General features: G+C 47.6%; 32 protein-coding genes. All 32 read right to left on the minus strand.

The features are described 5' to 3' along the window. Positions 1-57: 57 nt before the first annotated feature. Positions 58-813, minus strand: coding sequence for an HD domain-containing protein (locus tag A0U42_RS08105; RefSeq protein WP_065360573.1), 756 nt, complete (start codon positions 811-813; stop codon positions 58-60). Between the two features lie 27 nt (positions 814-840). Further along, positions 841-1,329 (minus strand): 8-oxo-dGTP diphosphatase, encoded by a 489-nt coding sequence (locus A0U42_RS08110; RefSeq protein ID WP_044505148.1) that lies wholly within the window; start codon positions 1,327-1,329, stop codon positions 841-843. A gap of 5 nt (positions 1,330-1,334) precedes the next feature. Beyond that, positions 1,335-1,769, minus strand: coding sequence for a DUF3783 domain-containing protein (locus tag A0U42_RS08115; RefSeq protein ID WP_255304139.1), 435 nt, complete (start codon positions 1,767-1,769; stop codon positions 1,335-1,337). A 101-nt stretch (positions 1,770-1,870) separates the two neighbouring features. After that, positions 1,871-2,209 (minus strand): 50S ribosomal protein L17, encoded by a 339-nt coding sequence (gene rplQ / locus A0U42_RS08120; RefSeq protein ID WP_065360574.1) that lies wholly within the window; start codon positions 2,207-2,209, stop codon positions 1,871-1,873. A gap of 17 nt (positions 2,210-2,226) precedes the next feature. Beyond that, a complete protein-coding gene (locus A0U42_RS08125; protein ID WP_044505150.1) occupies positions 2,227-3,207 on the minus strand; it encodes a DNA-directed RNA polymerase subunit alpha in 981 nt (326 codons plus the stop codon). Positions 3,208-3,256: 49 nt separating this feature from the next. Then, a complete protein-coding gene (gene rpsK / locus A0U42_RS08130; RefSeq protein ID WP_044505151.1) occupies positions 3,257-3,646 on the minus strand; it encodes a 30S ribosomal protein S11 in 390 nt (129 codons plus the stop codon). A 28-nt stretch (positions 3,647-3,674) separates the two neighbouring features. After that, positions 3,675-4,043, minus strand: a complete 369-nt coding sequence (rpsM, locus tag A0U42_RS08135) for a 30S ribosomal protein S13 (RefSeq protein WP_062411232.1) — start codon at positions 4,041-4,043, stop codon at positions 3,675-3,677. Between the two features lie 22 nt (positions 4,044-4,065). Then, positions 4,066-4,179 (minus strand): 50S ribosomal protein L36, encoded by a 114-nt coding sequence (gene rpmJ / locus A0U42_RS08140; RefSeq protein ID WP_007391661.1) that lies wholly within the window; start codon positions 4,177-4,179, stop codon positions 4,066-4,068. A 23-nt stretch (positions 4,180-4,202) separates the two neighbouring features. Beyond that, a complete protein-coding gene (infA, locus tag A0U42_RS08145) occupies positions 4,203-4,421 on the minus strand; it encodes a translation initiation factor IF-1 (protein WP_044505153.1) in 219 nt (72 codons plus the stop codon). A 14-nt stretch (positions 4,422-4,435) separates the two neighbouring features. Continuing rightward, a complete protein-coding gene (locus tag A0U42_RS08150) occupies positions 4,436-4,708 on the minus strand; it encodes a KOW domain-containing RNA-binding protein (RefSeq protein ID WP_225070094.1) in 273 nt (90 codons plus the stop codon). Continuing rightward, positions 4,705-5,457 (minus strand): type I methionyl aminopeptidase, encoded by a 753-nt coding sequence (gene map / locus A0U42_RS08155; protein ID WP_044505155.1) that lies wholly within the window; start codon positions 5,455-5,457, stop codon positions 4,705-4,707. Before map ends, A0U42_RS08150 begins: the two co-directional genes overlap by 4 nt. 2 nt (positions 5,458-5,459) lie before the next feature. Beyond that, a complete protein-coding gene (locus tag A0U42_RS08160; RefSeq protein ID WP_044505156.1) occupies positions 5,460-6,110 on the minus strand; it encodes an adenylate kinase in 651 nt (216 codons plus the stop codon). 16 nt (positions 6,111-6,126) lie between these two features. Next, positions 6,127-7,389 (minus strand): preprotein translocase subunit SecY, encoded by a 1,263-nt coding sequence (secY, locus tag A0U42_RS08165; RefSeq protein ID WP_044505157.1) that lies wholly within the window; start codon positions 7,387-7,389, stop codon positions 6,127-6,129. Between the two features lie 12 nt (positions 7,390-7,401). After that, a complete protein-coding gene (rplO, locus tag A0U42_RS08170; protein WP_044505158.1) occupies positions 7,402-7,866 on the minus strand; it encodes a 50S ribosomal protein L15 in 465 nt (154 codons plus the stop codon). A gap of 21 nt (positions 7,867-7,887) precedes the next feature. Beyond that, positions 7,888-8,067: a 50S ribosomal protein L30 gene (gene rpmD, locus A0U42_RS08175; protein WP_014015753.1), complete on the minus strand. Its 180-nt coding sequence runs from the start codon at positions 8,065-8,067 to the stop codon at positions 7,888-7,890. Between the two features lie 18 nt (positions 8,068-8,085). Further along, positions 8,086-8,586 (minus strand): 30S ribosomal protein S5, encoded by a 501-nt coding sequence (gene rpsE / locus A0U42_RS08180; RefSeq protein ID WP_044505159.1) that lies wholly within the window; start codon positions 8,584-8,586, stop codon positions 8,086-8,088. A gap of 18 nt (positions 8,587-8,604) precedes the next feature. Next, entirely contained in the window at positions 8,605-8,967 is a 363-nt protein-coding gene (gene rplR / locus A0U42_RS08185) for a 50S ribosomal protein L18 (RefSeq protein WP_081651747.1), read from the minus strand. Positions 8,968-8,993: 26 nt separating this feature from the next. Then, on the minus strand, positions 8,994-9,536 hold the full coding sequence (rplF, locus tag A0U42_RS08190) for a 50S ribosomal protein L6 (RefSeq protein WP_044505161.1): 543 nt from the start codon (positions 9,534-9,536) through the stop codon (positions 8,994-8,996). 17 nt (positions 9,537-9,553) lie between these two features. Continuing rightward, positions 9,554-9,946, minus strand: coding sequence for a 30S ribosomal protein S8 (rpsH, locus tag A0U42_RS08195; RefSeq protein WP_044505162.1), 393 nt, complete (start codon positions 9,944-9,946; stop codon positions 9,554-9,556). A gap of 31 nt (positions 9,947-9,977) precedes the next feature. Beyond that, positions 9,978-10,247 carry a 30S ribosomal protein S14 gene (gene rpsN / locus A0U42_RS08200; RefSeq protein WP_044505163.1) on the minus strand — a complete coding sequence of 90 codons (270 nt, stop codon included), beginning with the start codon at positions 10,245-10,247 and terminating at the stop codon, positions 9,978-9,980. An 18-nt stretch (positions 10,248-10,265) separates the two neighbouring features. Continuing rightward, positions 10,266-10,805: a 50S ribosomal protein L5 gene (gene rplE / locus A0U42_RS08205; protein ID WP_044505164.1), complete on the minus strand. Its 540-nt coding sequence runs from the start codon at positions 10,803-10,805 to the stop codon at positions 10,266-10,268. A gap of 21 nt (positions 10,806-10,826) precedes the next feature. Further along, positions 10,827-11,135 carry a 50S ribosomal protein L24 gene (rplX, locus tag A0U42_RS08210; protein ID WP_176698857.1) on the minus strand — a complete coding sequence of 103 codons (309 nt, stop codon included), beginning with the start codon at positions 11,133-11,135 and terminating at the stop codon, positions 10,827-10,829. A gap of 25 nt (positions 11,136-11,160) precedes the next feature. Next, entirely contained in the window at positions 11,161-11,532 is a 372-nt protein-coding gene (gene rplN, locus A0U42_RS08215; RefSeq protein ID WP_044505166.1) for a 50S ribosomal protein L14, read from the minus strand. A 25-nt stretch (positions 11,533-11,557) separates the two neighbouring features. Further along, a complete protein-coding gene (rpsQ, locus tag A0U42_RS08220; protein ID WP_044505167.1) occupies positions 11,558-11,812 on the minus strand; it encodes a 30S ribosomal protein S17 in 255 nt (84 codons plus the stop codon). A 42-nt stretch (positions 11,813-11,854) separates the two neighbouring features. After that, the gene (gene rpmC, locus A0U42_RS08225) at positions 11,855-12,055 is read right to left on the minus strand and encodes a 50S ribosomal protein L29 (protein ID WP_014015743.1); all 201 of its coding nucleotides are present in this window, start codon (positions 12,053-12,055) and stop codon (positions 11,855-11,857) included. 1 nt (position 12,056) lies between these two features. Beyond that, entirely contained in the window at positions 12,057-12,482 is a 426-nt protein-coding gene (gene rplP, locus A0U42_RS08230) for a 50S ribosomal protein L16 (protein WP_044505168.1), read from the minus strand. Continuing rightward, positions 12,482-13,150, minus strand: coding sequence for a 30S ribosomal protein S3 (rpsC, locus tag A0U42_RS08235; protein ID WP_044505169.1), 669 nt, complete (start codon positions 13,148-13,150; stop codon positions 12,482-12,484). Before rpsC ends, rplP begins: the two co-directional genes overlap by 1 nt. A 13-nt stretch (positions 13,151-13,163) precedes the next feature. Further along, positions 13,164-13,499 carry a 50S ribosomal protein L22 gene (gene rplV, locus A0U42_RS08240; RefSeq protein ID WP_044505170.1) on the minus strand — a complete coding sequence of 112 codons (336 nt, stop codon included), beginning with the start codon at positions 13,497-13,499 and terminating at the stop codon, positions 13,164-13,166. A gap of 16 nt (positions 13,500-13,515) precedes the next feature. Continuing rightward, positions 13,516-13,791, minus strand: a complete 276-nt coding sequence (gene rpsS, locus A0U42_RS08245; protein ID WP_044505171.1) for a 30S ribosomal protein S19 — start codon at positions 13,789-13,791, stop codon at positions 13,516-13,518. Between the two features lie 24 nt (positions 13,792-13,815). Next, positions 13,816-14,643 (minus strand): 50S ribosomal protein L2, encoded by an 828-nt coding sequence (gene rplB / locus A0U42_RS08250; RefSeq protein ID WP_044505172.1) that lies wholly within the window; start codon positions 14,641-14,643, stop codon positions 13,816-13,818. A 30-nt stretch (positions 14,644-14,673) separates the two neighbouring features. Continuing rightward, entirely contained in the window at positions 14,674-14,958 is a 285-nt protein-coding gene (gene rplW / locus A0U42_RS08255; protein WP_044505173.1) for a 50S ribosomal protein L23, read from the minus strand. After that, positions 14,958-15,581, minus strand: a complete 624-nt coding sequence (gene rplD / locus A0U42_RS08260; RefSeq protein ID WP_062411226.1) for a 50S ribosomal protein L4 — start codon at positions 15,579-15,581, stop codon at positions 14,958-14,960. The genes rplW and rplD overlap by 1 nt, the downstream gene beginning before the upstream one ends. Positions 15,582-15,584 lie beyond the last annotated feature (3 nt).

Here is a 15,584-nt window from a genome sequence, read left to right on the forward strand (position 1 = left end):
GTTGATAGGCCCTCCATTATGTATTGATAGGATCCGACATCGAGATGTCGGAAAAATTCAGTCGCCTTGGATGAGGCAGCGTATTTCATTCAATTTCGCCTCACTGTCCGGATTTTGTGAATGAAAACGGAGGAGCTCTGCAAAATACCCCTGCTCCCTAGCCAGTTTCCGGCTCTCATCATAGACGAGGTCAAAATAAAAACAAAGGGTACCGACATAAAAATCCATAAAAGTCTTTTTCACCCGGGTCGGAACGAGTTTTTTCTGCCGGGCTTCTTTCATGACGGCCTCTGAGATAGGCTGTTTTTCAACGTTGCTGTCATCGACACGCCACACATTCTGACCTTTACGCAGGCCATCGGCACAGACTTTAAAGATATCAAGCTTGTCGGCATCGCGGATGAGCTGACAAAACAGTCGCTGCCGCGGAGATAAATCATCGGCCAGTCGATACACATTATGCTGAGAAATAGCGGCTTCCATGACAGCATCTTGACGGTCATCCTGCCAAAAATCACGGATATGACCATCCTGAAATAGATACCGTGCCCCATATTTTGCATGATCCATGGACTGATAATCGATGAACGTATGGTACTCCCGCAGTTGTTCAAACCGCCCGATATCATGAAGGACACCGATAATCCAAGCTAAATCCACGTCATCCTGCGAAAGGTGTAAGGCCTTTGCCAGTCTTTCACACCAAGCGCTGACCCGCAAAGAATGGGCGAATTTCAGCGAAATTCCCTCATCGACAGCGTCAAAATCTGCCACATAGCTTTTAAATTGTGAAATCACGAAATCACGATTCATTCCGGTCTGCCGCCTTTCAGCAAAAAACTAATCTTCAAGCCGCTGCGGATAAAAAGGCTGAAGTTCCATATCCTGAACGGTTTCTCCATCGGGAGCAAAGGTAATGATGCCCTTCACACAGTCTTCTTTTAATACCATGGGAACCCAGGTCCGGTCGCCTTTCCACATCTCGTCGTACGGAAAGTCATGAGGTGCAAACCAGCGGGGCTCCATTTCTTCGCTCTCACAGACCGCCCCCTGCCAGTGGCGCAGGATGTAGACGTAGCCGATGTGATCCAGTTCAGGTGCGGCACTAAAATGGAAGTCCAGGAAGCCGACCAATTCAAAATCTCCTTCATCGGCCATTAAACCCGTTTCTTCCCGAAGTTCTCTTACAGCGCACTGCAAAAAAGTTTCTCCGCCTTCTATTTTACCGCCGAAACCGTTCCACTTACGGACGCCAAAGCCACGTTTCTTTCGGCCTAACAAAACTTTCCCGTCCGATCGAACGGGAAAGCAAAGTGTCGTTGGACGCATAGTCCTTACCTCTTTTTATGGAAATATTCGTGCTCTTTCGAAAGCTCCTGCAAAATCGTTTCAATGGTCCAGGAAATGTTATTGGGTGTCAGCATGGCTTTTAAAGGTACGTTTTTCAAACGGCCTCGGCGAATGCTGTCTAAGAGGAGATTGACGACTTTATTGTCGAAACCACAGAGAATGAGGGCTTCTTTCGTAACCGGCGGCAGATTTTCATCTTCATTCATCTTTTCATGAACTCTCGCTTCTTCCGTGTCCTGTCTCATGGCAGAGATTTCGGCGATTTCTTCATCGGTCAGACCCAACACTTTGCCGACGGTTTCTCCCTTTTCTTCATCCGTTACGGCCTTGATCTTCGATTTCATGAGCAAAGCCAACAGTTTAACTTGTTCCAGTCTTTCCGGGGTGAAATTTACGGCTAACATCATACGATACGGCATAGTATCACTCCTTTTCCAGAAAATGGCGCCCTTTCCGGAACCTCCGGATGAGCATATACAAAAAGGAGCTGTCTCAGGACAGCTCCTTCTCATTCATACGTTTATACTAACTCGATGATTACCATCGGAGCAGCATCGCCCTGACGAACGCCAGTCTTAATGATGCGAGTATAACCGCCCTGACGGTCGGTGTATTTCGGTGCAATTTCGTCAAACAGTTTTTTGACAACATCTTCATCCATCATGTATGCCAAAACCTGACGGCGAGCGTGGAGATCACCGCGTTTTGCGAGGGTAAGCATCTTATCAGCGACTTTGCGAAGTTCTTTTGCCTTTGCTTCCGTCGTTTCAATGCGTTCATGCTGGAATAAAGAGGTGACAATGCTGCGCAGCAATGCTTTACGTGCGGAGCTGTCTCGTCCCAACTTTCTATAAGCCATTGTTCATCCTCCTCGAACTATTCTTCATTACTCGATTTTAAGTAGTAGTTGTGCATTTCTAACTTTTCAATAATTTCATCGACAGATTTCTTGCCGAGGTTGCGAATCTTCGACAAGTCATCTTCCGTCCGTTCGGTGAGATCGCCAATGGTGTAAATATTTGCACGTTTCAGGCAATTCGAAGCGCGGACAGACAGGTCAAGAATTTCAATCTTGATCTTGCCCTTATCGGGTTCGGTCGATTCTTCCACGGGTTCGCCATCGTCGTCAGTGAAGATAGCTTTTTCATCATTTACCTTTGCATCGGTAGCGATGTTCTGGAAGTAGTTTAAGTAGCTGATCATAATCGATGCAGCCTTAGCAACGGCATTTTCAGTCGTGATGCTGCCATCTGTCGTTACTTCAAGGGTCAACGAATCATAGTCCATTTCGTTGCCTACCCGGATATTGCCAACGCTGTAGTTCGTGCGCACAATGGGAGAGAAGATGGAATCGATGGGAATGACGCCGATCATATCCGTTTCTTTCTTGTTCTGCGTGGACGGAACATAGCCCTTACCGCGTTCGATATGGCACTGCATGTGGATGTCAGCTTCCGTATCGAGGGTTGCGATATGGAGATCCGGGTTTAAAATTTCAATGTCTGAGTTTACGTTAAGATCGTTTGCAGTGAATTCACATTCACCAGAGATATCGATAGTGATGTCAACTTCATCTACATCATCATCCAGGAATTTAATCCGAACCTGCTTGAGGTTGAGGATGATTTCCGAAACGTCTTCCCGAACACCGGGAATGGTCGAAAATTCATGAAGAACACCATCGATTTTAATCGAAGTGATTGCTACGCCATCCAGTGATGCCAGGAGGACACGCCGCAAACTATTACCCAATGTGATTCCGTAACCCCGATCCAGAGGTTCGCATACGAATTTTCCATAGGTACCGCCGTCGTTGACTTCGACGGTTTTAACTTTAAATTTGTTATCTTCGCTCATCAGGAAAATCCTCCTATTTCAGAATCAAAACACCTTGGTTAATCATCGATTATACGCGTCTCCGTTTAGGCGGACGGCAACCGTTATGCGGAATAGGCGTTACGTCTTTGATGGAGTTTACTTCGAGACCAGCTGCCTGCAATGCGCGGATAGCAGCTTCACGACCCGAGCCCGGACCTTTTACGAAGACTTCTACCTGACGAAGGCCATGTTCCATAGCTGCTTTTGCAGCCTGTTCAGCAGCCATCTGTGCAGCAAACGGAGTGCTCTTACGGGAACCGCGGAAACCGAGGCCGCCGGCACTTGCCCAAGACAGTGCATTGCCTTTTGTATCACTAATCGTAACGATTGTATTGTTGAATGTAGAACGAATATGAGCTGCACCCGATTCTACATGTTTCTTTTCTTTTCTTTTATTACTTCTGACATTCTTAGCCAAAATCGTTTCCCTCCTTACTTAAAGAATCTTATTTCTTCTTACCTGCTACAGCTTTTCTCGGACCTTTACGCGTACGTGCGTTGGTCTTGGTGCGCTGACCGCGAACGGGAAGACCTGCGCGATGACGTTTGCCGCGATACGAATTAACTTCGATCAGGCGTTTGATGTTGAGTGCTGTGTCGCGGCGAAGATCGCCTTCAACTTTATAATCAGAACCGATGACTTCACGAATTTTCTGTACTTCGTCTTCCGTCAAATCGCGAACGCGGGTATCCGGGTTTACGCCAGTCTTCGCCAGAATCTGCTGGGAAGAAGAAAGACCAATACCTAAAATGTAAGTCAAACCAATTTCAACTCGTTTATCACGTGGTAAATCCACACCGGCTATACGTGCCATCTATTCATTCACCTCCTGCTTATTAACCCTGTTTCTGTTTATGTTTCGGATTTTCGCAAATGACCATGACACGGCCTTTACGTTTAATGATTTTGCATTTTTCGCAAATCTTCTTTACTGACGGTTTTACCTTCATTATTAACCTCCTGCGTAATACTCTTACTTAAAGCGGTATGTAATGCGACCGCGATTCAGATCATACGGTGTCAATTCAAGTGTGACCCGGTCGCCCGGAAGGATACGAATGAAATTCATACGCATTTTACCGGAGACATGAGCCAACACGATGTGTTCATTTTCAAGTTTGACTTTGAACATGGCGTTTGGTAAGGCTTCAACGACGACGCCTTCTACTTCAATGACATCTACCTTCGACATAGTAACCTCCCTGGTCAATTCTTCATAGCCCGGTTTAAGACGGACCGTATCCATTCATTGCTGATTCTCACGGGACCAGCGCTTCCTTCAGATACGCTCGTTCCCAATATCCGGAGATGCCGGCAGTTCTTTTTCTTCGGCTTATCCAGGTTGTACTTTCTACCGTCAGCAATCCATACGTAGGGATAAGCCAAACTGCCGACAACAACATACAAGCAGCCTTTATCCTTGCCTGCCAGGCATTCTACGACCGTGCAGACAGGTATCATCGGAGTTCGTTCCATCATTCATCCGGTAAGGTCAGAATTTCAGGGCCGTTTTCCGTAATCGCTACTGTATGTTCGAAGTGGGCTGCCGGTTTGCCGTCTTGTGTGACGACGGTCCAGCCGTTTTTCAACTGGCGGACCTTTTCCGTACCCATATTGATCATCGGTTCCAGAGCCAGGACCATGCCCGGTTCCAACAATTCGCCGTGACCGGGCATACCGTAATTCGGTACTTCCGGATCTTCGTGCATATCCGTGCCAATGCCGTGTCCGACGTAATCTCGGACGACGCTGTACCCAAAGGATTCAGCGTAGGCTTGGACGGCATGACCGATATCGCCAAGATGATTGCCGGCTACAGCCTGTTCAATGCCCTTATAAAGGCATTCTTCAGTAACCTTAAGTAATTTGAGGGTTGCCGGGTTCACGTGGCCGACAGGAATCGTTACCGTCGAATCGCCATGGTAGCCATTTTTATTTACAACTAAATCAACGCTGATTATATCGCCATCTTTAAGCTTGCGATGGCCAGGAATCCCATGGACGACTTCTTCATTTACGCTGGCGCAAATAGTTGCCGGGAATCCATAATAACCTTTACAGCTCGGAAAAGCGCCGCAACTGCGGATATAGTCTTCACAGCGCTGGTCGAGCTCACCCGTCGTAATGCCGGGCTTTGCCAGCTTCTTCATGAGAGCTAAGGCATTGGCCGTAATACGGCCAGCGTCGCGAATATATTCAATTTCCCGTTTTGATTTTAAGATGATCATGCTTATTTACTCTTTTCAAGACTAGCGATGATGTCTTTGTATACATCATCCATATTCTGTTCTCCATCAATTTCAATATAGAGATTGGAATTTTTATAGTAGTCAATGAGCGGTTTCGTCTGTGCAGCGTATACACTCAGACGCTTTTTGACGGTTTCAACTTTATCGTCGTCGCGCTGGTATAATTCACCGCCGCATTTATCGCAAACGTTCTTTACCTTGGACGGTTTGAATGTGACATGGTATGTCGTACCGCAAGAGCGGCAGATCTGACGGCCCGTCGTCCGCTTGATGAGTTCTTCATCGGGAACGGCGATGTTGATGACGCCATCGAGTTTGATGCCGAGATCCCGAAGGATGGCATCGAGGGATACAGCCTGGCTGGTCGTACGCGGGAAGCCGTCGAGGATAAAGCCTTTTTTGCAGTCGTCTTTAGAAAGACGTTCCTTGACAATTCCTACGGTAACAGCATCGGGTACGAGCTGGCCGTTGTCCATATACTTTTTGGCTTCAAGACCGAGCGGAGTCTGTTCTTTTACAGCTGCCCGGAACATATCGCCTGTCGAAATCTGGGGAATACCATATTTGTCAATCAATCGTTCAGCCTGGGTACCTTTACCGGCGCCCGGAGGGCCCATTAAAAGAATATACACTCAAACTACCCCCTTATTATTTCATAAATCCTTGATATTGTCTATTCAAAACTAAGGATTCTGCCTGCTTCATCGTATCGATGGCAACACCGACGACGATGAGGATGGCTGTACCGCCGAAGTAAACCCCTTCAATGCCAGTAATCCAACCGATGAAGTTCGGCAGGATGGCGATGAATGCTAAGAAGAAGGCACCGGCGAGGGTAATTCTCGTCATGATGCGATCGATATACAGGGCAGTCGGCTGACCCGGACGGATGCCCGGAATGAAGCCGCCATACTTCTGCATATTTTCCGTAAGCTGAGGGATGTTCAGCGAAATAGCCGTGTAGAAATATGTGAAGAACATAATCAGAACGGCGTACATGACCGTATTGGTAACGGTGCCCCATGCAAAGTAGCTGGCAATCCATTGGACTGTGTCATTCTGTACGAACTGTGCGATCGTAATCGGGAACATCAGTACAGACGATGCAAAGATGATGGGGATAACGCCGGCCTGGTTGACTTTCAGCGGAATGTGTGTCGAGTGGCCGCCATACATCTTACGACCGACAATGCGTTTTGCATATTGTACCGCAACGCGCCGCTGTCCCTGCGTAACTTCGATGACCACGATGATCATGAACAAAGCGATAACGACAAAAAGTAAGGCCTGGAAGATATTAATCGAACCGGCCTGAATATACTGATAAATCGTCATGACGCCTTGGGGGAAACGCGCTACGATACCGGCGAAGATGATCAGCGAAATGCCGTTGCCGATGCCGCCGGCTGTGATCTGGTCACCGAGCCACATGAGGAAACAAGTCCCTGCCGTAAGAATCAGTGATACCATGACGACCATAGCCCAGCTGTCGACGATGAGCGCACCGTTGACTTTCAGTGCATAGCTCATGGCAAAGGCCTGAATCAATGCCAGGACAACCGTGCCGTACCGCGTGACCTTTTGGATCTTATCGCGGCCTTCTTGATTATCCTTGGCCCATTGTTCAAACGTTGGAACGACGGCGGTCAGCAGCTGCATGATAATCGACGCGTTGATGTACGGCGTGATGCTCATGGCCAGGATGGAGAACTTACTCAGTGCCCCACCGGCAAACAAGTCGAGTAATCCGAACAAGTTGCCGCTGCTGAAGAGGTTTTCAATGACCGACGAGTCGACACCCGGTACGGGGATGTGTACACCCAGTCTGAAAACGACGAACATAATAAGAGTGAAGACCGCCCGTTTCCGGAATTCCGGAACGTTAAGTACGTTTTGGATGTTCTCTAACATCGCAAATCACCCCTACTGTTCTGCTACCGGTTCTTCTCCCGGTACTACAACCTTACCACCTGCAGCTTCAATCTTTTCTTTAGCAGATTTCGTGAAACCATTGGCTACGACGGTCAGTTTCTTTTCGAGTTCGCCATTGCCGAGGATGCGGATGCCGTCGCGGACATTCTTAACGATGCCAGCTTCGACTAAAGCAACGGGATCGACAGTCGTGCCGTCTTCAAAGCGGTTGAGTACAGAAACATTAACTTCTGCATATTCTTTACCCCAAATGTTGGTGAAACCACGTTTCGGGAGCAAACGATACAGCGGCATCTGGCCACCTTCGAAGCCCGGGCGCTTACCGCCACCGCTACGAGAAAGCTGACCTTTCATACCTTTACCGGCCGTTTTGCCGTTACCGGAACCGATACCACGGCCGACGCGGTTACGTTTTTTCTTGGAACCAGGAACAATACTCATTTCATGAAGTTTCAATTCAGCGCACCTCCTTCTATATTAAATTTCTTCTACTTTTACCAAGTGTTCTACTTTATGAAGCATCCCTTTGATCTGGGGGGTTACTTCTTTTACTACGCTGGAGTTCGTCTTGTGGAGACCGAGGGCAACGATGGTTGCGCGCTGATCGCCAGGACGGCCAGCCAAACTCTTTACGAGTGTAACTTTAACCTGAGCCATCTTGTTATATCCTCCTTATTAACCGTAAATTTCTTCTACAGTTTTGCCACGGAGTTCAGCAACTTTATTGACATCCTTCAAGCTGCTCAAACCTTCGAGCGTAGCCTGAACCATGTTGTTCGGGTTGGAAGAACCGATCGATTTGGTGAGGATGTTGCGGACGCCAGCCAGTTCCAATACGGCACGAACCGGGCCGCCGGCAATGACGCCAGTACCTTCAGCAGCCGGTTTCAGGAATACCTGGCCTGCGCCGAAAATACCCGTAACTTTATGGGGAATGGAACCGTTTTTCAACGGAACGGAAATCATATGTTTCTTAGCGTCTTCGACGCCTTTACGGATTGCTTCAGGAACTTCACCGGCTTTACCTAAACCTGCGCCAACACGGCCATTGCCGTCACCGACAACAACGAGGGCACTGAAGGAAAAACGACGGCCGCCTTTAACTACCTTAGCAACACGGTTGATGAATACTACATTTTCCTGTAATTCGAGACCTGCATGGTCAACTTTTGCCATGTGTTATTTCCTCCTTGATTAGAATTTCAAGCCAGCTTCACGAGCTGCTTCAGCGAGAGCTGCAACACGGCCGTGATAGATGTAACCGCCACGGTCGAAAACGACAGTCGTAATACCTTTTTCAACAGCTCGTTTAGCAACCAAAGCACCTACCAATTTTGCGCCTTCAGCGTTGCCGCCGGTGACGTTCTGATCTTTCAGTTCTTTGTCCAAAGAGCTTGCTGCAACCAAGGTTACGCCGTTTACGTCGTCGATGACCTGGGCATAAATATTGTTAAGGCTGCGGAAAACGTTGAGACGCGGACGTTCTGCCGTGCCGTTGATGTTCTTGCGTAAACGCCAATGCCGTTTCAAACGGATTGTGTTTTTACTCTTATTCAAGGAATTCACTCCTTTCTAATTAAATCTTATTTCTTAGTACCAGCTTTACCGGCTTTACGACGGACATGTTCGCCAACATAACGGATACCTTTGCCCTTATACGGTTCAGGGAGACGGTAGCCGCGAACTTTAGCAGCGAATTCACCGACAACTTCGTTGTCTGCACCGGAAATGTGGATCTGCGTAGCACTCGGGCATTCGATGGTAACACCGGCCGGAGCGTCGAGTTCGAGGGGATGGGAGAAACCAAGAGTCAAGGCAAGTTTCTTACCTTTCATCTGTGCTCTGTAACCAACACCGACGATTTCCAATTCCTTTTTGAAGCCTTCCGAAACACCTTTAACCATGTTGGCTACGAGTGCGCGGGTGAGGCCGTGCAGTGCACGGTGATTTTTATCGTCAGACGGACGTTCTACAGTGATAACGTTGTCATTAATTGTGACTTTCATATCCTGGTGAAGCGTACGTGTGAGTTCGCCTTTCGGGCCTTTTACGGTAATTACGTGGCCATCGAGGTTTACATTTACGCCTGCCGGAATATCAATAGGCATTCTACCTACTCGGGACATATTGACACCTCCAAAATTTACCAGACGTAAGCGAGAACTTCGCCGCCCAAGCCGAGTTTACGAGCCTGTTTGTCGCTCATAACGCCTTGAGACGTAGAAATTACAGCGATCCCCAAACCACCGAGAACGCGCGGGAGTTCTTCTTTGCCAGCGTATACGCGCAGGCCCGGTTTGGAAATTCTCTTGATGCCGGTAATTACTTTTTCTTTATTAGAACCATATTTCAACGTAACTTTCAGCGTTTTGCCTTCGTTTACGGATTCGTAGTTTTTGACGAAACCTTCTTCTTTGAGGATGTCGAGCATTGCTGCTTTAATCTTCGAAGCAGGGATTTCTACTTTTTCGTGATATGCCGAGTTAGCATTACGGATTCTTGTGAGCATATCCGCAATCGGATCGGTCATTGCCATAATCTAAAAACCTCCCTCCATGGAATACGTGTTACCAGCTGGCTTTTTTAACGCCAGGGATCTGACCTTTATAAGCCAGTTCACGGAATGTGATGCGGCAGATGCCAAATTTACGCATATAACCGTGAGGACGGCCGGTTATTTTGCAGCGGTTGTGCAGACGAACCGGAGATGCGTTAGCCGGCAGCTGAGAAAGTGCTTCATAGTCGCCTTTTGCTTTGAGTTCAGCACGAAGCTTAGCGTATTTGGCAACCATTTTTTCACGTTTCTTTTCACGTTCAAGCATCGATTTCTTTGCCATGTATGTTATCCTCCTCTATTACTTTTCAAAAGGCATGCCCATCAGTTTCAACATGTCGCGACCTTCTTCGTCGGTCGCAGCCGTCGTAACGATGGTGATATCCATGCCGCGAGCTTTATCAACCTTATCATATTCGATTTCCGGGAAGATAAGCTGTTCCTTCAGGCCGAGGGTGTAGTTGCCGCGGCCGTCGAAGCCGGTTGCACTGACACCATGGAAGTCACGGACACGGGGAAGCGTCAAGTTCATCAATTTATCGAGGAACTCATACATGCGTTCGCCGCGAAGCGTAACTTTGCAGCCGAGGTTCATGCCTTCACGGATTTTGAAAGCTGCGATAGATTTCTTAGCTTTCGTGATGATCGGTTTCTGACCGGAAATGATGGTCATATCACTAACAGCAGCATCCAAGGCTTTGGAGTTGGTAACAGCTTCGCCAACGGCCATGTTGATAACAACTTTGGTAACCTTCGGAATCTGCATTACATTTTTATAACTGTATTTTTCCTGTAAACCTTTCACAACTTCGGAAAGGTATTTGTCTTTTAATCTGGACACTCTCAAGGGCCTCCCTTCTTATTAGATAGCTTTACCGCTCTTTACGGCTGTACGAACTTTAGTGCCGTCGGCCTGCTGGACCATTTTGACACGAGTCGGTTTGCCGCTTTCAGGATCTACGAGCATTACGTTGGAAACATGGATAGCAGCTTCCTTGGTGATAATGCCGCCTTGAGGATTGTTCTGACTCGGTTTCGTGTGGCGCTTAACCTGGTTAAGGCCTTCAACTACGACGCGGTCTTTTTTCGGATACGTTGCGATGACCTTGCCTTTTTTGCCTTTTTCTTTACCGGCAATGACAATGACCGTATCGCCTGTTTTAACGTGCATTTTACCCATTGAGAACACCCCCTCCTTATAATACTTCCGGAGCCAGGGAGATAATCTTCATGAAATCTTTTTCACGCAGTTCTCTGGCAACGGGCCCAAAAATACGAGTACCTTTCGGACTTTTATCATTGTTGTTGATTACGACAGCGGCGTTTTCGTCGAAACGGATATAGGAACCGTCAGCACGGCGCAAACCCTTTTTAGAACGGACGATAACAGCTTTGACTACATCGCCCTTCTTGACAACGCCACCGGGTGATGCATCTTTAACAGATGCTGTAATGATATCACCAATGTTGCCATATTTACGATACGAGCCACCCATGACCTGGATGCACAAAATTTTCTTGGCACCAGTATTGTCGGCAACATTCAACATAGTTTCTTGCTGAATCATGGCTTAACCTCCTAATTAATGAAGCTTATTTAGCTTTTTCTACGATCGTCACGACTCTCCAGTGTTTCTGTTTGGACAGCGGACGGGTTTCTTCAATACGAACGACGTCGCCAATGTGGCATTCGTTGTTTTCATCGTGGGCTTTAAATTTAACCGTCGAGATGATCGGCTTTTTATACAGCTTATGCTGTGTCTTATATTCTACAGCAACGACAATTGTTTTGTCCATTTTATCGCTGACTACTTTACCTACGCGAATTTTACGTTCATTTCTTTCCATCTGTGCTTGTGACCTCCTTTTAGATTCCAATTATGGACGTTCTTACGCCTGCGCTTTCAGTTCTGCTTCACGCTGTACCGTTTTGATGCGAGCGATTGTCTTCTTAACTTCGCGGATACGCATTGGATTTTCTAATTGGCCGGTCGCATGTTGAAAACGGAGGTTAAACAATTCTTCTTTCAGGCTAACCACTTTTTCATCCATTTCGGCAGCGCTCAGCGCACGGATTTCTTTAACCTTCATTTTATTCACCACCTAATTCCTGACCTTTAACAACAAACTTCGTTTTAATCGGCAGCTTATGGCCAGCGAGACGCATTGCTTCACGAGCAACTTCTGCGCTTACGCCACCCATTTCAAAGAGTACGCGGCCCGGTTTTGCAACAGCAACCCAGTATTCCGGAGCACCTTTACCGGAACCCATACGAGTACCAGCCGGTTTTGCCGTAACCGGTTTGTCCGGGAAAATCTTGATCCAAACTTTACCGCCACGTTTGATGTAACGTGTCATAGCGATACGGGCAGCTTCGATCTGACGGTTCGTAATCCACGACGGTTCGAGAGCGACGAGACCATATTCACCATGAGCGACTTTATTACCACGATGTGCCTGGCCTTTCATACGGCCACGGAACTGTTTACGATATTTGACACGTTTTGGAATTAACATTACGCTTCACTCCCTTCGTGCTTTTTCGGAGCTTTTTTAGCTTCCGGGAGGATTTCACCTTTGTAAATCCAGCATTTAATGCCGATGCAGCCATACGTCGTATGAGCTTCAGCAAAGCCATAGTCGATGTCAGCGCGGAGCGTGTGCAAGGGAATAGAACCATCGCGGAGGCTTTCGCTGCGAGCGATTTCAGCACCGCCAAGACGGCCGGAGCACATGATTTTGATACCCTTAGCGCCCATACGCATCGTGCGGCCAACGCACTGTTTCATAGCGCGGCGGAAGCCGATACGGCGTTCGAGCTGGCTGGCAACGTTTTCAGCAACCAAGGTTGCATCCATTTCGGCCTGTTTGATTTCAGCAATGTTTACGTCGACAGTCTTCGTGGTGAAGGCTTTCAACGCTTTTTTAATATCTTCAATACCTGCACCGCCACGGCCGATGACCATGCCCGGTTTAGCAGTATGGATAACCAATTTGATACGTTTTGCAGAGCGTTCGATTTCAATGCGGGAAACACCTGCAATGTATAACTGTTTCTTTAAGAATTCACGGATCTTAACGTCTTCATTTAAGAGTGCAGCGTAATCTTTTTCTGCATACCATTTTGCGTCCCATGGTTTGGAAACGCCGACGCGGAATCCATGGGCATTAACTTTCTGACCCACTACATTTCCCTCCTTATGCTTTTTCGTCAACAACAACCGTCAAATGACTGGAATGCTTGAGAATTTTGAAAGCCTGTCCACGGCTGCGCGGATGAATACGTTTCATCGTGGAATCCTGGTCAACAAAAATTTCAGAAATGAACAATTTTGCAACGTCCATATCGTTATTGTGTTCCGCATTAGCAACGGCACTGCGCAAAGTCTTTTCAACTACACGAGAACCCACTTTCGGAGTGAATTTCAAGATAGAGATAGCTTCGCCGACGTTTTTACCCCGAACCAAGTCAGCAACAATCCGAATTTTACGGGGAGCAATGCGAATGTGTTTCGTAACAGCTTTTACTGCCATTTATGTTACCCCCTTCTTATCTGGTTACTTTTTCGGCTTTAGCATGACCCTTGAATGTACGAGTCGGTGCAAATTCGCCCAATTTATGACCTACCATATCTTCCGTGATATAGACAGGTACATGTTTCCGGCCGTCGTGAACAGCAATCGTGTGGCCGACGAAGTTCGGCAGGATCATCGATGCACGGGACCAGGTTTTGATGACTTTCTTTTCGTTGGCTTCGTTCATAGCGTCGATTTTCTTCAAGAGATGATGTGCTACGAATGGGCCCTTTTTAATGGATCTGGACACTTAGTTATCTCCTTTCCTCAACACTTATTTACGTCTCTTCACAATAAACTTATTGGAAGCTTTTTTAGAGTCGCGAGTCTTGACGCCATAAGCAGGTTTACCCCAAGGAGTAACCGGGCGTTTACGACCAACAGGAGCCTTACCTTCACCACCGCCATGAGGATGATCGCACGGGTTCATGACGACACCACGGTTGCCCGGGCGAACGCCCAACCAGCGGGAACGGCCGGCTTTACCGATCGTGATGTTTTCATAATCCGTATTGCTTACGACACCGATGGTAGCGCGGCAGCGGATGTGTACCTGACGAAGTTCGCCCGACGGCAGACGAAGAAGTGCATAGTTGCCTTCTTTAGCCATGAGCTGTGCCGATTCACCGGCAGAACGAACCATCTGGCCGCCCTTGCCGATTTTCATTTCAACGTTGTGTACGAGGGTACCGAGGGGGATGTTCTGGAGCGGCAAAGCATTGCCAACCTTGATATCCGATTCGGGACCGCTGTAAACGACGTCGCCAACTTTAAGGCCGTTCGGAGCGATGATGTATTTCTTTTCGCCATCTGCATAGAACAGAAGGGCGATATTGGCAGAGCGGTTCGGATCGTATTCGATCGTCGCAACTTTTGCCGGGATGTTGTCTTTAATACGTTTGAAGTCGATCAAACGGTAACGGCGTTTGTGACCGCCGCCCTGATGACGGACAGTCATACGGCCGCTGTTATTACGACCGCCCTTATTGGTTACTTTGACCAATAAGGATTTTTCCGGTTTAGACGCCGTAATGTCTTCGAATGTCGAAACAGTCATGAAACGGCGGCTAGCGGAGTACGGTTTAAATGATTTAATGGCCATTGTAGTGCCTCCTCCTTATTCGTTAAATGCTTAAGCTCCTTCGAAGAATTCGATGGTTTCGCCTTCCTGAAGGGTTACGATGGCTTTTTTGTAATCCGGGCGCTTGCCGATGTATTTGCCCATGCGCTTGAATTTACCCATCGTGCGAAGTGTTGCTACGCTTTTAACTTTGACGCCGAAAATGGCTTCAACAGCTTTACGAATTTCAACTTTGTTAGCATGGAGCGGTACTTTAAATGTATATTTGCCATCAGACATCATCATCGTCGTTTTTTCGGTGATGACCGGTTTTAACAAGAGATCATGCATGTTCATTATGCGAGCACCTCCTCAATCTTAGCGACAGCGCTCTTCGTAACGAACAATTTCGTGTAGTGGAGCAAATCAAAGATGTTTACGCCGGTCGTAGAAATGGCTTTAACGCCTTTGATGTTGCGTGCGCAGCGTTCTACAACTTCATCGTTGTCGGTGATGAAAAGAACTTTTTCACCAGCGAATTTGAAGTTATTGATGAGCGTAACAACTTCTTTCGTTTTCGGAGCTGCGAGATTGATTTCGTCGAGGACGAACAATTCATTAGTATTGACTTTATCGCTCAAAGCGGATTTAACAGCCAGACGGCGAGCTTTACGAGGCATTTTCTGTTCGTAAGAGCGCGGATGGGGACCCCAAATGGTGCCGCCACCAACCCACAACGGGCTGCGGTTACTGCCTACACGGGCCCGGCCGGTTCCTTTCTGTTTCCAAGGCTTTCTGCCACCGCCGCGAACGAGGCCGCGAGTTTTGGTGGAATGTGTGCCTAAGCGCTGGTTGGCGAGCTGACGGAGAACGGCCTGACGCATAACGGCTTCGTTCACTTCAACGCCAAATACGCTATCGTTCAATTCGATTTCACCGGTCTGTGCACCGGCAATATTATACGTGCTTACTTTTGGCATTAT

Origin of the sequence: Megasphaera sp. DISK 18, from assembly GCF_001682955.1 — a bacterium.
GTDB lineage: Bacteria > Bacillota > Negativicutes > Veillonellales > Megasphaeraceae > Megasphaera > Megasphaera massiliensis.